The organism is Pseudomonas sp. NPDC087615 (genome assembly GCF_044743445.1).
GTDB lineage: Bacteria > Pseudomonadota > Gammaproteobacteria > Pseudomonadales > Pseudomonadaceae > Aquipseudomonas > Aquipseudomonas baetica_A.
The window spans coordinates 21,537-41,179 of record NZ_JBIUWM010000055.1; the positions used below are offsets into that span (position 1 = coordinate 21,537).

20 protein-coding genes and 1 pseudogene are annotated in these 19,643 nt (G+C 56.3%); 6 read left to right on the forward strand and 15 right to left on the reverse strand.

The window, feature by feature from the left end; all coding sequences use genetic code 11:
- Positions 1-160 precede the first annotated feature (160 nt).
- Positions 161-427, reverse strand: a complete 267-nt coding sequence (locus ACIOU6_RS22595; protein ID WP_221731656.1) for a hypothetical protein — start codon at positions 425-427, stop codon at positions 161-163.
- A 345-nt stretch (positions 428-772) separates the two neighbouring features.
- On the opposite strand from ACIOU6_RS22595, the gene ACIOU6_RS22600 reads away from it, so the two are divergent.
- Positions 773-2,098: a sigma-54 dependent transcriptional regulator gene (locus tag ACIOU6_RS22600; protein ID WP_221731657.1), complete on the forward strand. Its 1,326-nt coding sequence runs from the start codon at positions 773-775 to the stop codon at positions 2,096-2,098.
- A 65-nt stretch (positions 2,099-2,163) separates the two neighbouring features.
- Here the strand turns inward: ACIOU6_RS22600 and ACIOU6_RS22605 are convergent, their stop codons facing one another.
- The 10 genes and pseudogenes from ACIOU6_RS22605 to ACIOU6_RS22650 form a co-directional block, all read right to left on the reverse strand.
- On the reverse strand, positions 2,164-3,462 hold the full coding sequence (locus tag ACIOU6_RS22605; RefSeq protein ID WP_221731658.1) for a hypothetical protein: 1,299 nt from the start codon (positions 3,460-3,462) through the stop codon (positions 2,164-2,166).
- A 45-nt stretch (positions 3,463-3,507) separates the two neighbouring features.
- Positions 3,508-4,254, reverse strand: coding sequence for a hypothetical protein (locus tag ACIOU6_RS22610; protein ID WP_401138953.1), 747 nt, complete (start codon positions 4,252-4,254; stop codon positions 3,508-3,510).
- A 42-nt stretch (positions 4,255-4,296) separates the two neighbouring features.
- Positions 4,297-4,977, reverse strand: coding sequence for a C39 family peptidase (locus ACIOU6_RS22615; protein WP_221731660.1), 681 nt, complete (start codon positions 4,975-4,977; stop codon positions 4,297-4,299).
- Positions 4,978-5,040: 63 nt separating this feature from the next.
- On the reverse strand, positions 5,041-6,030 hold the full coding sequence (locus ACIOU6_RS22620; protein WP_401138954.1) for a heme utilization protein: 990 nt from the start codon (positions 6,028-6,030) through the stop codon (positions 5,041-5,043).
- Between the two features lie 71 nt (positions 6,031-6,101).
- Positions 6,102-6,677, reverse strand: coding sequence for an adhesin (locus ACIOU6_RS22625; protein WP_221731662.1), 576 nt, complete (start codon positions 6,675-6,677; stop codon positions 6,102-6,104).
- A gap of 1 nt (position 6,678) precedes the next feature.
- On the reverse strand, positions 6,679-7,128 hold the full coding sequence (locus ACIOU6_RS22630) for a hypothetical protein (RefSeq protein WP_221731663.1): 450 nt from the start codon (positions 7,126-7,128) through the stop codon (positions 6,679-6,681).
- A gap of 343 nt (positions 7,129-7,471) precedes the next feature.
- Positions 7,472-8,008 carry an AAA family ATPase gene (locus ACIOU6_RS22635; protein ID WP_401138955.1) on the reverse strand — a complete coding sequence of 179 codons (537 nt, stop codon included), beginning with the start codon at positions 8,006-8,008 and terminating at the stop codon, positions 7,472-7,474.
- Positions 8,005-8,568 carry a nicotinamide riboside transporter PnuC gene (gene pnuC / locus ACIOU6_RS22640; RefSeq protein WP_221731665.1) on the reverse strand — a complete coding sequence of 188 codons (564 nt, stop codon included), beginning with the start codon at positions 8,566-8,568 and terminating at the stop codon, positions 8,005-8,007. Before pnuC ends, ACIOU6_RS22635 begins: the two co-directional genes overlap by 4 nt.
- 117 nt (positions 8,569-8,685) lie before the next feature.
- Positions 8,686-9,420: a methyl-accepting chemotaxis protein gene (locus ACIOU6_RS22645; protein WP_401138962.1), complete on the reverse strand. Its 735-nt coding sequence runs from the start codon at positions 9,418-9,420 to the stop codon at positions 8,686-8,688.
- A 123-nt stretch (positions 9,421-9,543) separates the two neighbouring features.
- A pseudogene (locus ACIOU6_RS22650) lies at positions 9,544-10,395 on the reverse strand (cache domain-containing protein); the annotation flags it as partial.
- A 229-nt stretch (positions 10,396-10,624) separates the two neighbouring features.
- Here ACIOU6_RS22650 and ACIOU6_RS22655 point away from each other — a divergent pair.
- Both ACIOU6_RS22655 and ACIOU6_RS22660 read left to right on the forward strand, forming a co-directional pair.
- Positions 10,625-11,455: an undecaprenyl-diphosphate phosphatase gene (locus ACIOU6_RS22655; RefSeq protein ID WP_221731667.1), complete on the forward strand. Its 831-nt coding sequence runs from the start codon at positions 10,625-10,627 to the stop codon at positions 11,453-11,455.
- The gene (locus tag ACIOU6_RS22660) at positions 11,452-11,880 is read left to right on the forward strand and encodes a DUF1294 domain-containing protein (RefSeq protein ID WP_401138956.1); all 429 of its coding nucleotides are present in this window, start codon (positions 11,452-11,454) and stop codon (positions 11,878-11,880) included. Before ACIOU6_RS22655 ends, ACIOU6_RS22660 begins: the two co-directional genes overlap by 4 nt.
- A 75-nt stretch (positions 11,881-11,955) precedes the next feature.
- Here ACIOU6_RS22660 and ACIOU6_RS22665 read toward each other — a convergent pair whose 3' ends face one another.
- Together ACIOU6_RS22665 and ACIOU6_RS22670 are read right to left on the reverse strand one after the other, a co-directional pair.
- Positions 11,956-12,315 (reverse strand): MmcQ/YjbR family DNA-binding protein, encoded by a 360-nt coding sequence (locus tag ACIOU6_RS22665; protein ID WP_401138957.1) that lies wholly within the window; start codon positions 12,313-12,315, stop codon positions 11,956-11,958.
- Positions 12,312-13,220: a LysR substrate-binding domain-containing protein gene (locus ACIOU6_RS22670; RefSeq protein WP_221731670.1), complete on the reverse strand. Its 909-nt coding sequence runs from the start codon at positions 13,218-13,220 to the stop codon at positions 12,312-12,314. Before ACIOU6_RS22670 ends, ACIOU6_RS22665 begins: the two co-directional genes overlap by 4 nt.
- A 128-nt stretch (positions 13,221-13,348) precedes the next feature.
- On the opposite strand from ACIOU6_RS22670, the gene ACIOU6_RS22675 reads away from it, so the two are divergent.
- Positions 13,349-13,960 carry an FMN-dependent NADH-azoreductase gene (locus ACIOU6_RS22675; protein WP_401138958.1) on the forward strand — a complete coding sequence of 204 codons (612 nt, stop codon included), beginning with the start codon at positions 13,349-13,351 and terminating at the stop codon, positions 13,958-13,960.
- 236 nt (positions 13,961-14,196) lie between these two features.
- Positions 14,197-15,234 (forward strand): dienelactone hydrolase, encoded by a 1,038-nt coding sequence (locus ACIOU6_RS22680; RefSeq protein WP_221731672.1) that lies wholly within the window; start codon positions 14,197-14,199, stop codon positions 15,232-15,234.
- 30 nt (positions 15,235-15,264) lie between these two features.
- Here the strand turns inward: ACIOU6_RS22680 and ACIOU6_RS22685 are convergent, their stop codons facing one another.
- The gene (locus tag ACIOU6_RS22685; protein ID WP_401138959.1) at positions 15,265-16,458 is read right to left on the reverse strand and encodes an MFS transporter; all 1,194 of its coding nucleotides are present in this window, start codon (positions 16,456-16,458) and stop codon (positions 15,265-15,267) included.
- A gap of 1,267 nt (positions 16,459-17,725) precedes the next feature.
- On the opposite strand from ACIOU6_RS22685, the gene ACIOU6_RS22690 reads away from it, so the two are divergent.
- Positions 17,726-18,553 (forward strand): winged helix-turn-helix transcriptional regulator, encoded by an 828-nt coding sequence (locus ACIOU6_RS22690; protein ID WP_401138960.1) that lies wholly within the window; start codon positions 17,726-17,728, stop codon positions 18,551-18,553.
- A gap of 38 nt (positions 18,554-18,591) precedes the next feature.
- Here ACIOU6_RS22690 and ACIOU6_RS22695 read toward each other — a convergent pair whose 3' ends face one another.
- Positions 18,592-19,422, reverse strand: a complete 831-nt coding sequence (locus tag ACIOU6_RS22695; protein ID WP_401138961.1) for an ATP-binding domain-containing protein — start codon at positions 19,420-19,422, stop codon at positions 18,592-18,594.
- Positions 19,423-19,643: the final 221 nt, after the last annotated feature.

Here is a 19,643-nt window from a genome sequence, read left to right on the forward strand (position 1 = left end):
TGTGCCAGAACAGTGTCTTTTTGAACCAATGGCAAGCCTGCCAAGCAGTTACGTTGCCGCGCGATGCTGAAAGTTGTACAGAAGTATGGAGAGCTTAATAGAAATAGCAACTAAGAAAAGGAAAGCGAATGACCTCAAAGTCATCCGCTTTAACCAGCTTTCAATGTGGCATCGACCACGATTGCAACGCATAACCCTCTTCGCTCAGTTCGGCGCGAGCCTGCTGCAGCAACTGTTCCAGCTGTGCCGGGTCGGAGTAGGCGGTACTCGGAATCTGTTTACGGCCGATTCGTGAGTTGGTGCGGTCGATAACAGTCAGACTCAATTCGCCATTGCCGTCTTGTGGGGCCCAGGCCACGCACTGGAAAGGTTGGAACGCGTGGTTGGCAATCAAAAGAGCTTCGTTGATACGGAGCGGGGCGGTCATGGGGTTTTCTCTCTTTAGTGCCCAATCAAGTGATAGGCCGTCGGTTGGGCTCACCGATCGGCTGGTTACTTGTACTGATGCACGCAACCGGGGAGCAGGTCACACTTGAAACAAAGAAATTTGAAATTTCTTTTATGCCGTCGGATTTTCTGGAGGTTTTGAAAGTTTGCTGAAAGAAACGAAGTCGATAGCTAACTAATAATTACGTTTCTTATAACGTGTTTGCTTGTAGACCTATAAGCAATCGATACAAGGCGCCGTCAAATTCTTGCTAATGTTACAGCCAGGTCTGCCAAATGACTGTTTTTAAAATAAATTCCTTTAATTTGGCGCCAAGGAACAGTCATGAGTGAAGCGCCCGCATTACGACGTTTATTGGTGGTCGACCCCTGCGACGACTGTCACCGCTTACTACCCGGTCTGCGGGCGGCAGGCTGGGATGTCGACAGCTGTAGCCTGGAAAACGCCGCCGACCGTAGCTGTGATGTCGGCTTGCTGCGTTTGCAGCCTTTTCACCTGGAACGTCCCGAAGCCGTCAAGGAACTGATAAGTCGCAGCGGCACTGAATGGATCGCTGTGCTCAATCAGGAAGTCCTGCGCTTGCAGAACGTCGGTGACTTCGTCTGTGAATGGTTTTTCGATTTCCATACCTTACCCTTTGACGTGTCGCGGGTGCAGGTCACCCTCGGCCGCGCGTTCGGCATGGCGCGCTTGCGCGGGCAGGGCACGATCCACATTGATCAGCCGGAGCACGAACTGCTCGGCGACAGCAAACCGATTCGCGAACTACGCAAACTCCTGAGCAAACTGGCGCCCACCGAGTCGCCCGTGTTGATTCGCGGCGAAAGCGGCACCGGTAAGGAGCTGGTTGCACGCACGCTGCATCGTCAATCCCAGCGTCACAACAAGCCGTTCGTGGCGATCAACTGCGGTGCAATTCCTGAACATTTGATCCAGTCCGAACTGTTCGGGCACGAAAAAGGTGCGTTTACCGGCGCTCATCAGCGAAAGGTCGGGCGCATCGAAGCGGCCAATGGTGGCACGTTGTTTCTCGATGAAATCGGCGATTTGCCGCTGGAACTGCAAGCCAATCTGCTGCGCTTTCTTCAGGAAAAACACATTGAGCGGGTAGGGGGCAGTCAGCCGATCCCGGTTGATGTGCGCGTTCTGGCGGCGACTCACGTCGATCTGGAAGCCGCCATCGACAAGAAGCTCTTTCGCGAAGACCTGTATTACCGCCTCAACGTTTTGCAAGTCGCCACCGCGCCGCTGCGTGAGCGCCACGGCGATCTGTCGATGCTGGCCAACCACTTTTCCCACTTCTACAGCCACGAAACCGGACGCCGACCGCGCAGTTTCAGTGAAGATGCGCTGATTGCCATGGGCAAACACGATTGGCCGGGCAACGTGCGCGAACTGGCCAACCGCGTGCGTCGAGGTCTTGTTTTGGCCGAAGGTCGGCAGATCGAAGCGCGCGACCTGGGATTGATCAGCCAGCACTCGATCGCCACACCGATGGGGACGCTGGAGGACTATAAAACCCGCGCCGAACGCCAGGCGCTGTGCGATGTGTTGAACCGGCACAGCGACAACCTCAGTGTCGCGGCCAAGGTGCTTGGCGTTTCGCGGCCGACTTTTTATCGCTTGTTGCACAAGCATCAGATCCGCTAGGGCGGGGGAAACGAACAAGGCCCGCTGCGACGTAATCGCAGCGGGCCTTGTTCGTGATCGAGCGGTCAGAAGTAGTACGGGAATTTCAGGCTGAAGGAAAAGTCCGGGGCATCATCGGTCAAGCCGATGGACAGGTTGGGAACGATGGTCAGGTTATCGGTGGCCGCAACGGTCATGCCGATGTTGAAGTAGCCGGCGTTGGCATCACTGGACACCACCGACTGCCAATCCCCGCCGTCTTGTTTGAGCTTGCTTTGACGTTGCACCAGATCAGATACCGAGAACGACATACTCATCTTTTCGTTCAAGGCGAAGGCTACACCGGCGCCGATCTGGAAGCTGTCGCCGATTCGCACTTTGCCAGGGGTCTTCTGGTTGACGGTCGAACTGATGTCGTCGAACGATTCCTCAAGGTTATGTGTGTAGGACAAGCTGCCGAACAACACCGCCGGGTCGAAGGTCTTGACCAGCGAGATGCCTGGCGTAATCGACCAGACGCCGTTGCCGGTCGGCAGGGTGTCCGGCACGAACAGGTTGGTGTTGGCGTCGGTCTGGCGCAACTTGATGCCGAAGGGGTCCTTGCCCGTTGGCGCCTTCACGCGCAAGGTGACCACTGCGTCCGGGGAGTTGACGGACTCGTCCATGAATTTATAGGCGATACCAAAGTTGACGTCGCCAATGGTTGGATCTCGCGTAACGTCCTGTTCGGTTGTTACGCCGGCAGCCCCCTGATTACCGCCACCGGACTGATAGGTCGATTCTCGGTACACCACTGGCACGTTCAGATCAAACTGCCAGCGATTGTTGAAGTTGTAGCGGCCGGTGACGTCCAGCGTCCAGGTATCGGCCTTGATACGGTCAAGGTTGATGTTGCCGAGAAAAATTGAATCCAGTGCGAGAAAACCATTCAGGATCAACTGACGGGTGTCATAACGCGAGTAGGTAACGCCGGTTTCGAGACTGAATTTACCGCCACCAAAAAAGCCACTGGCTTCGTCATACAGGTTGGATACGCTTTGCGCCGGTTGTGAATCGTCGGCCAGCGACTGCCCGTAGCCACTGCCCCCGGCAGCGCCTCCGGATGCAGTGGCAGAGCCAGTGCGGTTTGCAACGGCATTGCGTTTCATGTCCGCAGGCGATTTGACCAAGCGCTTGGGAGGAGGGGCTACGGGTTGTTCCTCTACCTGGCGGACTCGTTGTTCGAGCACCGCCAGGGCCTTTTGTTGTACTTCGTATCGTTGTTTTAGTTCCAGAAGTTCTTGCTTGAGTGTTGCGACGTCCGCGTCGGGTGCTGCTTGCAGCATGGCGGCGGGAAGAAGCGTACTCAAACAAACCGCTGTACGCAGTGATACTGATCGATACATGAATAAGCCGTCCCTTTAAACCCAATGATCGAGACTCAGCGTAGTTCAATATCCGATGTTGCGTAGGGCTCTGAGTTGACTCAGGTTACAGTCCAATGCACCGGCGCTCATGCCGTTATTGTTCAGAACTACGTTGAGTTGGGTCATGTTGTTGACCACGTTGGCACTGCCGAGCAAACGGGTGTTTTGCAGCAAACCACCCTGGGCGACCTGTTGCAGGGATGTACCCTGATTTCCGGAGGCCTGAATAGCCATTTGGATGCCACTGCCGGTGGCCGAAACGGCCACATTCCCGGCAGCATTACCGCCGGTGATGGTTTGTCCGGCCATCAACGCCTGTCCTTGAGCGGGTACCAGCGCGGGAGCTTTGGAAGCTTCCGAGACATTGATTGCGACGTTGTTGTAGGCCGTGTTGCTGTCGCCGGCGGCGCGCACGCTTTGCGTCACGCCCTGGCTGCTGTTGAGGGCGGCGCCACCGGTGATCGTACCGGTGCCCGCTGCCAGGGTGCTGCCGTTGCCGTGTTCCTTGATTGTCTGGACATAGAATTCGGGTTTTACGGTTGCCGCTTGAAGTTGCATTGAGGTCGATGCCCCGATCAGGTCACCACTGGCATTGCGCCAGGTACTGCTCATGACAATACCGAAGCTGATGATACGCCCCGGCATGACATAACGACCGCGTAGCTCGGCGAGCTCCTGGTCCTTGACTTCGATGGGTTTGAATCCTGCATTGGCGTAGCCTGACGCGCTCGCTGCCAGGCAGGCGGCGGCCAGCCAGTATGAGGTTTTCATCTGCTGCTCCCGGGACGTCCAGTCCCATTCTTTTATCGGCGATTAAAAGAAGTCGCTCTGTATGAATCCGAAGTCCATCAACTCGGCGTCTCGGACAGGGTTGAAACCATCGAGTTTGTTCTTGGCGGTCAGCGGTGTCGGAGGGCTTCGTAACGCATTGGTTTTGTCATATCCGGGACCGACGATGGCGAAGACAATGCCGTTCCAACCTTTGACAAAGTCATCGTGGACGTAGCGTTTGTGGCCTAAAACCGGGTCTGCGATGTACACCCAATCCTTGTCCGCACGCTGCAACACCACGAAATGCTTGTAGCCGCGAATCTCCATCAGTACCACTACCGGAATGGTCACCGCTTCGAGTTTCTCGGGCGGAATCCGGTAACCCCTGGCGCGCATGCCGATGGTTTCAACGTAGCGCTTCATGTCCAGCATGGAAAAACCTTGAGTGCGAACAAGGTCCGGGTCGGAATTGACCAGCATGCCTTTGATGATGTGCTCCTCATCGACGTCGAGCCAATAGGCCTGGCGTAACACCGTGGCCAGTGCGGCGGCGCCGCAACTGAAATCGGTTTTCTGTTCGACGATGTCGGAAAACTTGCGCTCACGAATGCTTTGCACGTTCTTGTAGACGAGTGTGCCGCCGGGAAGGGCAGCCACAGGCATCTGGGCAGCCTGGGTCAGGCCGGACAAGCAGAGCAGAGCGAAAAGGGCAGTCTTACGCATGATCGATACGCCTTTGCGGACTGAGGAAAAGCCCCGTTTCCGGGGCTTTCGTTTCGATCGCGATTACATGCAGGCTTTGCAACCTGCAGCGATGGACAGCGAGTTGCTTTGTTGGTTGCCCACACCCGCCGAGACGTTGGCTCCACCGTTGCCGGAGAAGTTGTTCATCGAGCCAGTCATGTTGGCAGTGTTGGTGACTGGGTTTTTCCAGCCATCTTTGGTCAGCACTTGTTGAGTGGTTACGCCAGCGAGGCCAAAAGTACCCACGGCTTCGAACTTGGCTTTTTGATCGTCATTGCCACCACCATGGCCACCTTTGTTGTCGTACCCACCGTGGTGGCCGTCATCGCCTTCGATGGTTGCAGTGCCTTTGGCTTTAAACACACCAGCGGCTGCAAAAGTGCCGGTAAGGGTGTCTTTTTTGTAGGTTTGCACACCTTTGTTTTCGACCACCAGGCCAGTGGAAGACTGGTTGGCCGCGGCGGCGGCCTGAGCGACACGACCGCCCGATACAGCGATAGCCAGGTTGTTTTTCTGTTGGTTGAAGTTGCCAGCCGTCACGTTGACGCCGATGTTGCCGGAGCCGTTGTTGCCTGCATTGTTAAGTGTGGCGTTGTTGACGGTCGACGAATTTTTTACGTAGTTGTTGTTGTTGACCTGAGTTGCACTCGAGGCAGCAACAGCAGTGCCGAAGATGAAGCTTTCGTCGGCGGTCGCCAGAGCGGCAGCGTTGTCTTGTTGGTTACCGTCGCCTGCTGCGGTGTTGGCACCCATGTTGCCGTTGGAACCGTTGAGCGAGTTGTCGGTGGTGGCGTTGTTTTTGGTGCCCTGGTTTTTCACCACGTTGCCGTCGCTGTTTTGTGTATCCAGTACAGCGGCGCCGGCACCGGCAGTGATTTGCAGGAGTTGCTCCAGGGTTGGGCCTTTTGGTGGAGGAGGCTGGTGACCATGACCGCCGTTGTTACCATGATCGTTACCGCCTGCCTGAGCTGCCATTGCCATTACTGCTGCAAGAGCGAAAACCAGTGGTTTAAGAGCCATTGTAGGTTTCATGGTGTTTCTCCGTGCTTATTAGTTGGTTAAGTGTTGGGACTTTTCTAATTGCACTGCTTTTTTTGTTTGGGTCAGTCTGCGACCCGGATGCTCAGGGTGTTAGCCATACGGTTCCCCACCCCGGCACTCTGGTTCACCTGGATGACCCCTCGGCTGCCGGTGAAGGCCTGATCACTTGTCGTGACCTGGCGACTGCCGGGTGAGGTACCAGTTGCTCCTGAGCTCGGTAACAACGCCACGTTCTGTTGGGAAAGGGCGCTATCGTCAACGCTCTGCGGGGCAGCACTGATGCTGACGCGCGTCACGTTGGCCATCTGGTTGTTGGCACCGGCGCCCTGGTTTACGCCCAGGATTCCGTTGCCATTACTGAAAGAGGTGCCGCCAATGGTGGCGCTGGCATTCATCGACCGGTCGGCCGGTGTGTCGATTCGCTGCCTGACGATGGTGCTGGCGCTGGCGTCGGTGCCAATCGCAATGGCTTTGGTATTGGCTTGCTGCATCTGATCACCGGCGGCCTGGTTGACATTGAAGTTGCCGCGGTATTGCACGCCAGAATCCTGGATGTTGGCGTTGTTTACCGAACCAGGGTCAGCCGCCATAGCGCTGGTGCAGCCGATCAAGGCAAGCAGGAGCAGGGAGCGATTCATCTCATTGGCCTCCAGCCATGCGGGTCAACGGAGCCAGTCCAGTGCTCATCGCACGGTTGACTGTGTTGGAGATCGAGCCGCCGGCACCGCCGCCATGGCCGGCACTCATGCCTGGCATACCGCTGGGGTTGGTCAGGGTGTTCATGCCGGGCAGATTCGAATTGGGTGTGGTGATGTTGCCGCGAATCGACGAGCCGCTGGCGACGCTGGCAAAGTCACCGTCGCTCAGTTCGGTATTGCTCAGAGTCTGGTTGATTCGCGCCGATGGGTTGGCGTTAACGGTGGTCGGGTAGGGGTCTTTGCCACCATTGCGCCCGATAGGAATCGGCTGGACATCGCGGTTGAGGACGATCACGCCATTGCCTTCGGCCTGAACGTTGAAACTGAGGATGGTGCTGGCGGCTGATCCGATCAGCAGAAGGCAGGTCAAGCCTTTTTTGAAATTCCCCACGGCTGCAATTCCTTCTTCAGTGGGCTGGCCCTAGTCAGCGTTGTGAAGGAGATAGCGAATGCTGTGCCGCTTTATGATTGTTCAGGAATTTCAATGGGTTACTTGAAATGGATACGGCGCAGATACAGGAACTGTTTCAGCGTTGAAACAGGCTGGTAGGCGAGTATCCGACCAAAGTCGATACAAAGCTCTGGAAGAAGGGTTTGCGGCAATGTGTTTCAGCAACTTAACAACTGGCATGACAAAGCGATGAATGCCACTGAGACGGGCGCTTTGCACTCAGGCGAGTGTTTCAGAAACGGACACTTTTGCCCGCGAGACGGGGGCAATGGGGTCGGCGCCCCTAGGAATCGGCTGATTCAGCCAGTAATCGCTCGACCGCAGCAAAGGCTTGCGCCTGGCGGTCGGTCCAATGGCCCTGAATGATCTGAAACGGTTGTCGATGCTGCTTAAGCCAGTCGTGGGTGGCCTGGTAAAACCCTAAACGCTCGCCAAGATCCGGCTGGCAGCGTTGACCGTCATCGGTCCAGTCGATCTGCTCCGGGCACAACAGCAGGTGCAAGTCGTAATGCCGGGCCAGCAACTGCGGCTCCAGCCAGGCCGGGCAATCACCGAACAAGGTCTGGCTCCACAGGATGTTGCTCAACAGGTGGGTGTCGAGAATCAGCAGTGCCGGCTGTTGCGCCCGCGCCTGATCCTCCCATTGCAGTTGGCCACGGGCGATCTCTGGGATATCGGCCAGACAAGTATCCCGTGGGTGCTGCTCGATAAAAAATCGTACGTATTCGTCGACGCGCAAGCCACCGAAATGCTGCTGAAGGCCCGCCGCCAGCCAGCTCTTGCCGGTGGACTCGGGGCCGGTCAGAACCACGACTTTCATGTGCGCAACGCCGGATCAACCCGCCATTCACGCCAGCCTTGTACAGCCAGCAGGGTGAACAGGCCGTACAACGCAGCGGTGAGGTAAAGCCCTTTGTAGATAAACAATCCGACAAAGATCACATCAAGCACGAACCACAGTGCCCAGCATTGCAGACGTTTTTGCGCCATCCACAACTGTGCCACCAGGCTGAAACCCGTGAGTGCTGCGTCCAGCCACGGTTGCGCAGCGTCGGTCCAGTGAGCCATGGCCGCACCGAGCAACACACTGCCAACCGCGCCAGCACACAGGCCAAGCCAAATCGAGCGGGTGTCGAGGCGGGTCACTTCGCGCCCGTCATGCATCGTCCCGGCACGCGTCCATTGCCACCAGCCGTAGATCTGCAGGGCGGCGTAGATCACTTGCAGCAACATGTCCGAATACAGCTTCACTTCAAAGAAGATCCAGCTATAGAGCAACACCATGACCAGCCCGATGGGCCAGCACCACGGGTTCTGTTTGACCGTCAGCCAGACGGCGATCACGCCGAGGGCGGCAGCAAACAGTTCGAGCCCGGACATGTAGGTTCCTATGGGGGAGTTGACGGGAGGCGGATTGTACCCAAAAACACGACCGAGGCATTAAGCGCCGCGCCGCCTGACCTGAGGGAGCGAACTCACTCCCTCAGGGGAATGGGGTCAGACGCGGAACTGGCGCAGCAGGCTGTTCAGTTGTTCGCTCAATTGGCCCAGCCGCGCGCTCGCCGCACTCGACTGCTCTGCCGCCATCGCCGTGCTGTGAGACAACCCGGCTGCTTGCGTGACGTTCTGGTTGATGTCCTCAACCACATGCGCCTGTTGCAGCGTCGCGCTGGCAATCGACGCGTTCAGGCCATTGAGATTGCGCAATGCCTGGCCAATGGCGTTCAGGCTGGCACCGGCCAGCCCGGCCTGTTCGATGGTCAGTTGCGAAGCCTTGCTACTGTCGCCGATCACCTTGACCGCCGCTTCGGAGTGATTTTGCAGTCGCTCGATCATCGACTGAATCTCCGCCGTCGACTTCTGGGTACGCTGCGCCAGCAAGCGCACTTCATCCGCCACCACAGCGAATCCCCGCCCCTGTTCGCCTGCGCGCGCCGCTTCGATGGCCGCGTTGAGCGCGAGCAAATTGGTTTGCTCGGCAATCGAACGAATCACTTCCAGCACGCTGCCGATCTGGGTGCTTTCGTCAGCCAAGGTACGAATCACTTCAACGGCTTGATCAATGGTGCCGGACAACTTGTCGATCTGTTGCAGGCTACCGTCGATATTGATCTGACCCTGCTGTGCCTGCGCTTCGGCGTCGCGCATTTCGGCGGCGGCATGCTCCGCGTTCTTAGCCACATCCTGCACACCGTAAGTCACCTCGTTGATCGCGGTGGCGACCAGTTCCATCTGTTGCGATTGTTGCTGGCTGCGTTCCTGGGCCTGCGAGGCATCGTTGCCCAGTTCGCTGGACGACTGGCCGAGGGCGCTGGCCGACACCTGCAAGTCGCCGATGACCCGGCGCAATTTGGCAGTGAACGCGTTGAAGTGACGAGCCAGTTCCGTGACCTCATCCTTGCCGTGGGTATCAAGGCTGCGGGTCAGGTCGCTTTCGCCGCTGGCGATGTTGGCCATGGCGCTTACGGTTTCCTGCAATGGCCGCACGATACTGCGGGCAATCAGAATCACCAGCAGGGCCATGATCAGCGAAATCGCCAGGCCGACGACCGACGCCTTGATGACTTGCCCCTGGAACTCGGCCTGCACATCGTCGACATACACGCCAGAGCCAATCACCCAGCCCCAAGGCTCAAACAACTTGATGTAGGACGTTTTGGCAACAGGTTCGGTAGCGCCGGGTTTTGGCCAACGGTAATCGACCATGCCGGCGCCCTTGGCTTTGGCGATGGCGACCATCTCGTTGAACACCGCAAAGCCGTCCGGATCGCGGATCGCCGAGAGGTTCTGGCCTTCAAGTTTTGGGTTGGTAGGGTGCATGACCATCACGGGCGTGAGGTCGTTGATCCAGAAATAGTCGCTCTGGTCGTAGCGCAGGCCACGGATGGCGGTAATTGCCTGTTTTTGCGCGGCTTCTCTCGTCAGAGTGCCGGCAGTTTCCAAGTCATGGTAATAGGTCAGCAATCCGCTGGCGGTCTGTACCACATGCTGGGTTTTCTGGGCTTTGGCGTGATACAGGTCATCGTGAATCTGCTTGAGCATCAACACGCCCAAGGTCAGCAACATGACCACGGCCACAATCAAGATGAGCCACAAGCGTCGGCTGATCGACACACTGCGCAAGCTGTTCATAACGCTGTCACTCCCGGTTCTTTTTCTTGTAATAAACGACCGCCAGCATCCAACCACGATTTCGTGAGCGGGCATACGCGACCCAAGTCGTATAACGCGGCAGCGCTAATAAGGCTTGTCTGTTAGGATTTCGGCCCCGCGCGTGAAAACCTGAATCCAAATAAATATTTCACGGAATTTTGACCCTTTCGTGTGGATCCTGAGCGCGCGGAATCGGTACAGCAATATCCGGCTACGCTGATCGCAGTGAACGTCAGAAAATACTATCGGAGCATGCCCGTGCGCATCGCTTTTTGGGGGATTGATGGATCTTTGGACTGCCTTGCAGGCACTGATACTAGGAGTTGTAGAAGGGCTGACGGAGTTTTTGCCCATTTCCAGTACCGGACACCAGATCATCGTTGCAGACCTGCTCAATTTTGGCGGCGAGCGGGCCATGGCGTTCAACATCATTATTCAGCTTGGCGCTATCCTCGCAGTGGTCTGGGAATTTCGTCGCAAGATCCTCGACGTGGTGGTCGGTTTGCCGACTCAGCCCCGCGCGCGGCGCTTCACTGCCAACCTGCTGATCGCTTTCATGCCCGCCGTTGTGCTGGGCGTGATCTTTGCCGATCTGATCCACCAGTATCTGTTCAACCCGATCACCGTGGCTACGGCGCTGGTGGTGGGGGGTGTCATCATGTTGTGGGCTGAACAGCGACAGCATGAGGTGCACGCGGAAACAGTCGATGAGATTCGCTGGACCGACGCACTGAAAATCGGTTTTGCGCAATGCCTGGCAATGATCCCCGGGACATCGCGCTCCGGCTCGACGATCATCGGCGGCCTGCTGTTCGGCCTGTCACGCAAAACCGCCACCGAGTTCTCGTTCTTCCTCGCCATGCCAACCATGGTCGGTGCTGCGGTTTACTCGGGTTTCAAGTATCGCCATCTGTTCGTGCCCGCAGACTTCCCGGTGTTCGCCATCGGTTTCATCACTGCGTTTATCTTCGCGATGATTGCGGTACGCGGTTTGCTCAAGTTCATTGCCAGCCACAGTTATGCAGCGTTTGCCTGGTATCGAATCGTTTTTGGTCTGGTGATTCTGGCAACGTGGCAGTTCGGCTGGGTGGACTGGTCGGCGGCCAAGCCGTGAGTGAATCCCGCGCACGCCGCCCCGAAGGTCGACCTTCGGGCGGCAGTATTCAGAACCTGAAACTGAAACTGGTTGTTCTGGCGATCGTCTGCGCGTTGCCGTTATTCGGCTCGCTGTCGATGGGGTGGCGCGGGATATCGCTGGTGCCGTTGGCGGCTTATGGCGTCGTCAGCGTGCTGGCGTTCTTCATGTATTGGGCTGACAAGCGCAAGGCCCGCGCCGATGCGTGGCGCACCCCGGAGAACATTCTTCATGCGGTTGAACTGGCCGGTGGCTGGCCCGGTGCGTTGATCGCCCAGCAGGTTTTCAGGCACAAGACACGCAAGGTCTCGTATCAGATTTTGTTCTGGGTGATCGTCTTGCTGCACCAGGTGTTCTGGATCGACCAGATCTTCCTCGGCTCCAACCTCTTGGCACTGCTCTAAACAACCCGTTGAAGGTGTGTGGGGCGGGCTTGCTCGCCCCCGCAGTTTCGAAGGGGTTTTTTCAGCCGGATTCGGTTACAACCGCAGGCCGACTTGAGTTTTCTTCGGCAGCTTGCTCACCACCAATTGATGCGATCGTTTCAGCAAATCCCGCAACTCCTCAGCGGCCAAAGGGTAGGGCGGGTGCATGATGATCCACTGCGCCCGTGCCAGATAGGGCGCCGGATGAATCCCCGGTCGGTCGCAATGGCCAAGAAACAGATCCTTGTCCACCTTGAACGCCAGCGAATCACCACGAAGCCCTTGCAAGGCAAACATCTTGTTGCCAGCAATCGAAAACACCCGAACGCCACCCCACTTGTAGTCTTCGCGCGCGCCCGGCAATGCCAGACAGAACGCGGCCGCGTCGGCTTCGTTCATCTTTCCTTGTTTCATAACAACCGCTCCCCACAGGCACTGAACGATTCGACCAAGTGATCGATCCACGCGCGCACGGCCGGCATCACGCCGCGCCGATGCGGATACACCGCTTGCAGCCAGCCGCCGGTCAGCGACCATTCAGGCAGCAACTGCACCAGTGTGCCGTTTTGCAACTCGTTTTCGCAGTACATCATTGGCAGCAAGGTGAAGCCTTGGCCTGCCAGGACACAGGTCTTGCGCACGATAAAGTCATCAATGCCCAGGCGCGCTTCCATGTTCAACTCGAAACTTTCGCCATCCTGATCGAACAGTCGCACATGCACCAAGCGATCAGCCTCAAGCGCGCCCAGCACCGGCAGGTTTCTCAAGTCTTGCGGGTGGTTGATTGTTTGCCCCTGGATAAACGCCGGGCTGGCCACCACCACCATTTGCGCCTGACGCAAGCGTCGGGTCACCAACAGCGGGTCTTCATCACCCGGTTCACGCACACGCAGGGCAACGTCGAAGCCCTCGGCGACCAAGTCCACACGACGGTTGAGCAGGACTATTTCCAGCTGTACCTGAGGGAATTTGCCAAGGAACTCACTGATGACCAACGGCAGCATTTCCCGCGCCAGACCGGTCGGGCAGGACACCCGCAAACGGCCACGCGGCTCGCTGGACATACTGGCCACCGCTTCGTCAGCCATTTCCGCTTCCAGCAGCATTGCCTGGCAGTGGCGCAGATATCGTTCGCCAACGGCCGTCAGATTCAGTTGGCGGGTGGTGCGTTGCAGCAAGCGCGCACCGAGACGCTCTTCCAGTTCAGCAATGCGCCGCGACAGTCGCGATTTGGGAATGCCCAGCAAGCGCCCGGCGGCCGCGAAGCCGCCAGCCTCGACGACTTTGGCGAAGTAGTAGAGATCGTTGAGGTCTTGCATGCTTGAGATCCGACTGTTCTATCAGTGGGACGAACTATCGCATTGTTGGCGGCTAATCAGCTATTGGTTTGTTGCGTAGGATTGTCTCCATTCCGTCGCCACCGGCGATTCATTCCAGGAGATTCCACATGAAACTGCTGCATATCGATTCGAGCATTCTGGGCGACAACTCGGCTTCCCGTCAGTTGAGCAGCCAAGTCGTCAAAGCCTGGCAAGCTGCAGAGCCAAGCGCCGTAGTGACCTACCGCGACTTGGCCGCTGACGCCATCAGCCACTTCTCGTCGACCACGCTGGTTGCCGCCGGTACGACCGCTGAACTGCGCGACGCCGCACAACAGCATGAAGCCGATCTGAGCGCTTCGACGCTGGCCGAGTTCATCGCCGCCGATGCTATCGTGATCGCCGCGCCGATGTACAACTTCACCGTGCCAACCCAACTTAAGGCCTGGATCGACCGCGTTGCGGTTGCCGGCCAGACCTTCCGTTACACCGAAGCCGGCCCAGAAGGCCTGTGCGGTGGCAAGAAAGTGGTCATCGTCTCCACATCTGGCGGTATCCATGCCGGGCAAGCGAGCGGCATCGCCCACGAGGAATATCTGAAGCTGGTGTTGGGTTTCCTTGGTATCACAGACATTGAGATCGTCCGTGCCGAAGGCCTGGCGTATGGCGAGGAAGTGCGCAACAACGCCATGACTGCTGCTCAAGTGAAGATCAGCGAGCAACTTTTCGCCGCCGCGTAAGGCTTGCGTAAAGAACTGCTCAAGTTCAGGCAATCCCCCAAAAACTCTGTATTCTGGTTCTGCAAGGGCCGAATACGGAGTTTTTTGTTTCTGGCTGTTACATGATCTGGCCCAGGTTATGCAGTCAAACAATCAGCGTCTGGATGCATTGTCGTCACAGTTCGTCGAGTTCCCGGCGTTCCGGCTTCACAAAGCAACGGATCTTTCGATTGAGTAACAACAGGGTGGGGCATCCCATGACGCGTCTGAGTGCAACGTTACTGATTTGCCTGCTGAGCAGCCTGAATTCAGTGCAAGCTGCGCCTGGGATTCACCCGGTCTGGAGCGTTGGCTACCACGAGATGACATTCCTCGATCCACTGGATCTGCAACCCATGCGCGCCATCGCGTTCTATCCCTCCAGCGACCGCAAGCACATGAGCCTGCTTGAGGGTTACTCGATTGAGGCCGGCGAAGACACCAAGGTGGCCATGGGCCGTTTTCCGATGCTGATGCTGTCCCACGGCAACACCGGCACACCCTTGGCGCTGCACGATCTTGCCACCTCGCTGGCCCGTAAAGGGTTTGTGGTCGTCGCGGTGATCCACCCCGGTGACAATTCCAAGGATCACAGCCGACTGGGCACCCTGAGCAATCTCTATGGGCGGCCTATCCAGATTTCCGAAGCGATCACCGCTACCCTTGGCGACCGCATGCTGGCGCCGTTCGTCAATGCGGATCAGGTCGGAGTCATTGGATATTCGGCGGGTGGTGAGACGGCGTTGATTCTCTCTGGCGCACAACCGGATCTGGATCGCCTGCGCCGCTATTGCCAGGAGCGGCCGGATGACCGGGACGCCTGCAATACCAAGGGCGAACTCATTGTTGATCGTGATGACTTGCAACCGGTGGCCGACCCGCGTGTTCACGCCTTATTGTTAATGGCGCCGTTGAGTCTGAAATTCGGCCGTCAAACGTTGGCCGATGTGCATGTGCCCGTGCTGCTGTACAGCGGCGATGGCGACAAACTCGTCGCATTCGATAAAAACGCGGCGGCGCTGGCGCGCAAACTGCCGACTGCACCGGACTTCAAGTTACTGGCCGGAGCAGGGCACTTCGTGTTCATGGCGCCGTGTAGCGAAGAGCAGATTCTCGCCATGCCGGCGCTGTGTACCGATGCTGATGGCGTGGATCGTGAAGACATCCACCGCAACCTGATTTCCGAGGCCGGACGATTCTTCGCCCATGCCTTGGGCAAACCGAGCCGAGCGGGGATGCAGACTGCGGATCAATAACGATTTTCAACTCATCGCTATCGATGCGCTTCAGGCTTGAGAATCTGCCCGCCGCTTGAGCAGCAGAGTCAGCCCCAGCCCGGTCACTGACAACAGCGCCGCACTGAAGAAAATCCACGAATACCCCAGATTTAAAGCCACCGCCCCCATCAACGGCCCGGCAATCGCCAGCGCCAGATCAAAGAACACCGCATAAGCACTCAACCCGGCACCACGGCTGGAGTTGGGCACCTGTTTGATCGCCTCGACGCCTAATGCCGGATACACCAGCGACAGGCCGAACCCAGCCATGCCGGCCCCCATCAACGCATACGCCGTGGAGGGCGCCAGCCAAAGCATTACCAAGCCAACGGTTTCAATGATCATGCAGGCAATGGCCGAATTGAAACCGCCGAAGCGACTGATGGCAGAAATGAACAGCAGGCGCGACAGGATGAAACACACGCCGAACACGGTCAGGCAATACGCGGCGCCGCTCCAGCCACGATTAAGGTAATAAAGGGTGATAAAGGTGGTCAGCGTGCCGTATCCAATCGACGCCAGACTCAGGCTGGCGCCAAACGGTGCAATGCGCCCGAACACCGCCCAGAAAGGCAGCCGTTCGCCGCGCACCACCGGCACTGAGGGTTTATTGCGGATCAATAGCAGTGCACCGATGGCAAGCACCGACAGTGCGATGCCGAGACTGGCAAAACCGTAATCGGCGACCATCACCACACCCAGCGGCGCGCCGATGGCAATCGCGCCGTAAGAGGCGATGCCGTTCCAGCCGATTGATCGGGCTGTATGTTCGGCCCCTACCTGGCCCATGCACCAACTGATGGTGCCCACCCCGATCAAACCTTGGGCGACGCCCAGCAACAAACGCCCGGCAATCAGAATCAGCAGGCTCGGCAGCGCAAAGCTTTGCAGCAGCGTCGACGCCAGCGTCAGCACACCACTGAACACAATCCCCAGCAGCCCATAAACAATCGCCCGTTTGGTGCCGATGGTGTCCGACACGCGTCCGGCCATCGGCCGACTGAGCAGCGTGGCCAGGTACTGCGAGCCGATCACCAGCCCTGCAATGATGGCGCTGAAACCCAATTGCTCGTGAACATAACCGGGCAACACCGCAATCGGCAGACCGATACAGAGAAAGGCAATAAAGGTATAGAAAACGATGGAAACGATCTGCCGGGTGATCGCGATAGCGCTTTGCGGAGGCTGTTGCTGCGCAGACATGAGGACTCGTTCGGGGGCGGCGGTGGGAGAACTCGCATCATGGCGTGGGCGCGGGACAAAAGGAAGCAGGCTAACTATTTTTCCTGAGGGCTGATGTCGCTGCAGCGCGCTACAGGTTGAATGCGCTCCCACTCTGTGGGCTTTCAAAAAAATGATTCTTCATGGTCAGTAAAATCAATAAGTTGTGCATCTTTTTTGACATAGCTGCTTCAGGGGTTTTTCTTTTTTGGTGATAAAAACCTTTGAAATCTTCGAAATAAATGAACCAGCTTCGGCTGTTTTTTTATCAGGAATAATTCACCACCTATTTGCAGGGGCGGTGGTGCTCCCATGATGCTGAACCTGCGTAGTTACCTTTAAATAAAGTTCGGGTGATCGATCAAAGCGCTGGAGAACGCGGGGTTCGAATGCGGGCGGCGCAGATGAATCAGGTCCATAACCGAACTCAATTGTCGTGTTCAGTGAGGCGAGAGGAAACGAAAGCTGTAGGCCCTGAGAAACGTCAGCAGGCGATTACAGGGATCGCGGAGGAGAGTCAGACCATAGCGAGGGGACCCAACATCAAGTTAAGAGGATACGAGTCGTATTTTGCATGCTGTTCATCGGCGTTAAGATCAGGCGCTTTGCGGGCAGCTTTGCCGACTGATGAGATTGATTATTCGACTCGATCTTTGAAGATGGTCGGAGGGAAGAATGAACCTGATTGCCTGTTCGAGACTAAAAACACCGTTTATATGTTGATGAGACCCGGCCGAAGGGCGCGGACCGACCTAAACGACACGCTGAGCCTGTACTGAATATTCACTGGTGCGTAATGTGGCAGTCATCGACGTTTCAACGTTTTAGATTTCGTTCGCCTCGGTCATCCTTGTATTTTTCCGGTGCACACCTAGACATGGCGCTGGCAACGTATCAGCGATCGTTTCCTCAAAGGGGAAACTGGAATAAATTGAGGTCCTGCATGCTGTTTTTGATCAAAAAACGTACAATAAAACGCATTTAAGACTCGTACAGCATTAACTAATCACATCCATGATTAAGACTTAAATATCAATTACATAGCTATCTAATCGGCGGCGCCTATATCTAGATGGCTAGGCCCCTGGATATTAAAGTTTGCCCTGTAACCATTTTTCCAGAGGTTCTCAGGCATGAATCCTGTCTTGATTGTGATTGATAAGGCTCTCTCCGCTGATCCGTTGACACTGTCGTTGTGTTGTATCTTGCTGCTGAGTGCAGGCTTGCTGGTTTTTGCATTGAGGTCGAAATGAGCGAATCTGAGAAGGCGCGTCCTGTCCTGTCGGAATGGGCGAAGTTACCTGCTGACTGGATCCGCAAAGGCGGATTGACGAAATTTGTAGATGAGTCTTATTCGGTGCATTCCTTCTGGTTGAAGGAAGACAAATCAGCAAGAAACGAATGCATCTCCGCGCTTAGGCTGTACCTGGCGCTTTGCTGTCGGACAGACTTCACGACTGGCAAAGCGACCGTTACATACGTGGAGCTAATTAGGATTACTGGCCTGTCTCGACCAACGATTGCCAAGTCGTTAACGCGACTTGAAACAGAGGGGTTGATTCAGCGGCAAGCACAGGCCCTCAGGAAGGGGTCATCTATTCTGATCTGTGGATGGGTCGAAGCTAAAAGCTGGGCGAAGTTACCAAAGCGCTGGCTTTATGACGGCTCGCTGGGCACGAAAATTTTGATGTTGGCTGAGTTCAATTTCAGTAGAGCATCGTTCTCGGCGCTGAAGGTGTACATCGCCTTGCTCGCATATCGAGATTCGAATCGAGGTGGCATTGCTACATTATCTTATGATCGACTTTCACTGATCACAGGCGTCAAAAGGCACCACATCGCTGATGCAATCACTCGGCTGTACGATCTAAGAATGATCTCGTTCAGGCAGGGGGATTTTTCGGAGGCATCTGACTTTTCTAGGACAAACCGTTATTTGGTCCGTGGATTGGGTATCCACTGGACGAATTTTGATGAAGGCGAGATACCGCCAAATACACGTCATAAAAAACGCCCGAATGTGGCTGATGTTGCAGCGGCAAATAGTTTTATAGCTATGCAAAAGTCGCCCAGCTGATAGCGGCGCTCCGGGATCGACCTTGTATAAAATTGATTTCATGGACGACAGGCAAAGGGTGGAAGAGTCATCGCTTTTTTTGTTTGTACTAGGACCAGGCACTGTTTTTTTGCACGCGTGACCGCGTTGTAAAGCAGTCGCCGTTGCTGTTCGTCGTCCCCACGAATTGCCGCTGGCCAAAGCACTATCACCAAGTCGAACTCTCGATTTTTTGCGCCATGAACCGTAAGCGCTCGAATCCCCGGTCCGTCGCGTGAACTTAGGCGCCGTTGATTAGAAAATAACTGCCTGATGGTGTCTTCCATCTCTTCGCGCAGAAATAAAACCTTCCCCTTCGTCCTACGCTGCTTTTCAAGCCAGCGAACGAAATCCTGAGCAATAGATGGAGGTTTTCCGATCATTAGGGCCAAGGCTTCGGTAAGCGTGGCTTGTTCTGGCAAAGCCAGCCCCTCCATAAAAGCTTTGGCAAGACTAGTCTCTGATTCCTCCAGAATTATGGTGTATGGACCGTTTCCTTTACCTGTCGTTTTACTGGTGACCCAAGTGAGGACGTCATGGGCGAACTTCCCCATTGTTGGCGTAATAATCGCTACCCGATTGCCCCATTTATTCCAGGCAATGCCATTTGAAACGTAAGAAGCTGCGAGAGCTGCATTGGGGGTCAGGGCAGTTTTGAAAAGCCCGATGGATTCTGGAGCCTGCGCTTGCCGTATGGCACCAGCGGCGGCAAGAAGATTTCGATCTGACGTACGCCACGGATGCTGTAGCAGTGCGTCGTTTCCAACAGCCGTTAGCCATTCGCACGCTTGGTTGGGACGTAGTTCCTCAATGAGACATTGAAACTCATCTGAGGCAATTAGCAGGTCCATGTGGAGCGTCATTGACTGCACAATTCTCAGCCGATTTGGAGTGAGATCCTGCGCCTCGTCTACGACTATTACGGGATACGTGGCGGCGACCCAGCGAACAACGACCTCTTGAGAGAGAAGCTCCGCTGTGGACTTGCCCCTACCAAACCGGACACCAACTCCCCGTTAAATTGATGCTGCCGCTAAGCGCCTGAACTCCCTCGGAGAGCGATAGTTCAAGG

Bases quoted from the DNA above. Each gene is read 5' to 3' on its own strand.
- ACIOU6_RS22670 (WP_221731670.1), bottom strand. From the start codon at position 13,220: ATGCAAGACCTCAACGATCTCTACTACTTCGCCAAAGTCGTCGAGGCT.
- ACIOU6_RS22665 (WP_401138957.1), bottom strand. From the start codon at position 12,315: ATGAAACAAGGAAAGATGAACGAAGCCGACGCGGCCGCGTTCTGTCTG.
- ACIOU6_RS22645 (WP_401138962.1), bottom strand. From the start codon at position 9,420: ATGGAACTGGTCGCCACCGCGATCAACGAGGTGACTTACGGTGTGCAG.
- ACIOU6_RS22595 (WP_221731656.1), bottom strand. From the start codon at position 427: ATGACCGCCCCGCTCCGTATCAACGAAGCTCTTTTGATTGCCAACCAC.
- ACIOU6_RS22620 (WP_401138954.1), bottom strand. From the start codon at position 6,030: ATGAAACCTACAATGGCTCTTAAACCACTGGTTTTCGCTCTTGCAGCA.
- ACIOU6_RS22675 (WP_401138958.1), top strand. From the start codon at position 13,349: ATGAAACTGCTGCATATCGATTCGAGCATTCTGGGCGACAACTCGGCT.
- ACIOU6_RS22600 (WP_221731657.1), top strand. From the start codon at position 773: ATGAGTGAAGCGCCCGCATTACGACGTTTATTGGTGGTCGACCCCTGC.
- pnuC (WP_221731665.1), bottom strand. From the start codon at position 8,568: ATGTCCGGGCTCGAACTGTTTGCTGCCGCCCTCGGCGTGATCGCCGTC.
- ACIOU6_RS22615 (WP_221731660.1), bottom strand. From the start codon at position 4,977: ATGCGTAAGACTGCCCTTTTCGCTCTGCTCTGCTTGTCCGGCCTGACC.
- ACIOU6_RS22680 (WP_221731672.1), top strand. From the start codon at position 14,197: ATGACGCGTCTGAGTGCAACGTTACTGATTTGCCTGCTGAGCAGCCTG.
- ACIOU6_RS22625 (WP_221731662.1), bottom strand. From the start codon at position 6,677: ATGAATCGCTCCCTGCTCCTGCTTGCCTTGATCGGCTGCACCAGCGCT.
- ACIOU6_RS22635 (WP_401138955.1), bottom strand. From the start codon at position 8,008: ATGAAAGTCGTGGTTCTGACCGGCCCCGAGTCCACCGGCAAGAGCTGG.
- ACIOU6_RS22695 (WP_401138961.1), bottom strand. From the start codon at position 19,422: ATGGACCTGCTAATTGCCTCAGATGAGTTTCAATGTCTCATTGAGGAA.
- ACIOU6_RS22610 (WP_401138953.1), bottom strand. From the start codon at position 4,254: ATGAAAACCTCATACTGGCTGGCCGCCGCCTGCCTGGCAGCGAGCGCG.
- ACIOU6_RS22605 (WP_221731658.1), bottom strand. From the start codon at position 3,462: ATGTATCGATCAGTATCACTGCGTACAGCGGTTTGTTTGAGTACGCTT.
- ACIOU6_RS22690 (WP_401138960.1), top strand. From the start codon at position 17,726: ATGAGCGAATCTGAGAAGGCGCGTCCTGTCCTGTCGGAATGGGCGAAG.
- ACIOU6_RS22685 (WP_401138959.1), bottom strand. From the start codon at position 16,458: ATGTCTGCGCAGCAACAGCCTCCGCAAAGCGCTATCGCGATCACCCGG.
- ACIOU6_RS22655 (WP_221731667.1), top strand. From the start codon at position 10,625: ATGGATCTTTGGACTGCCTTGCAGGCACTGATACTAGGAGTTGTAGAA.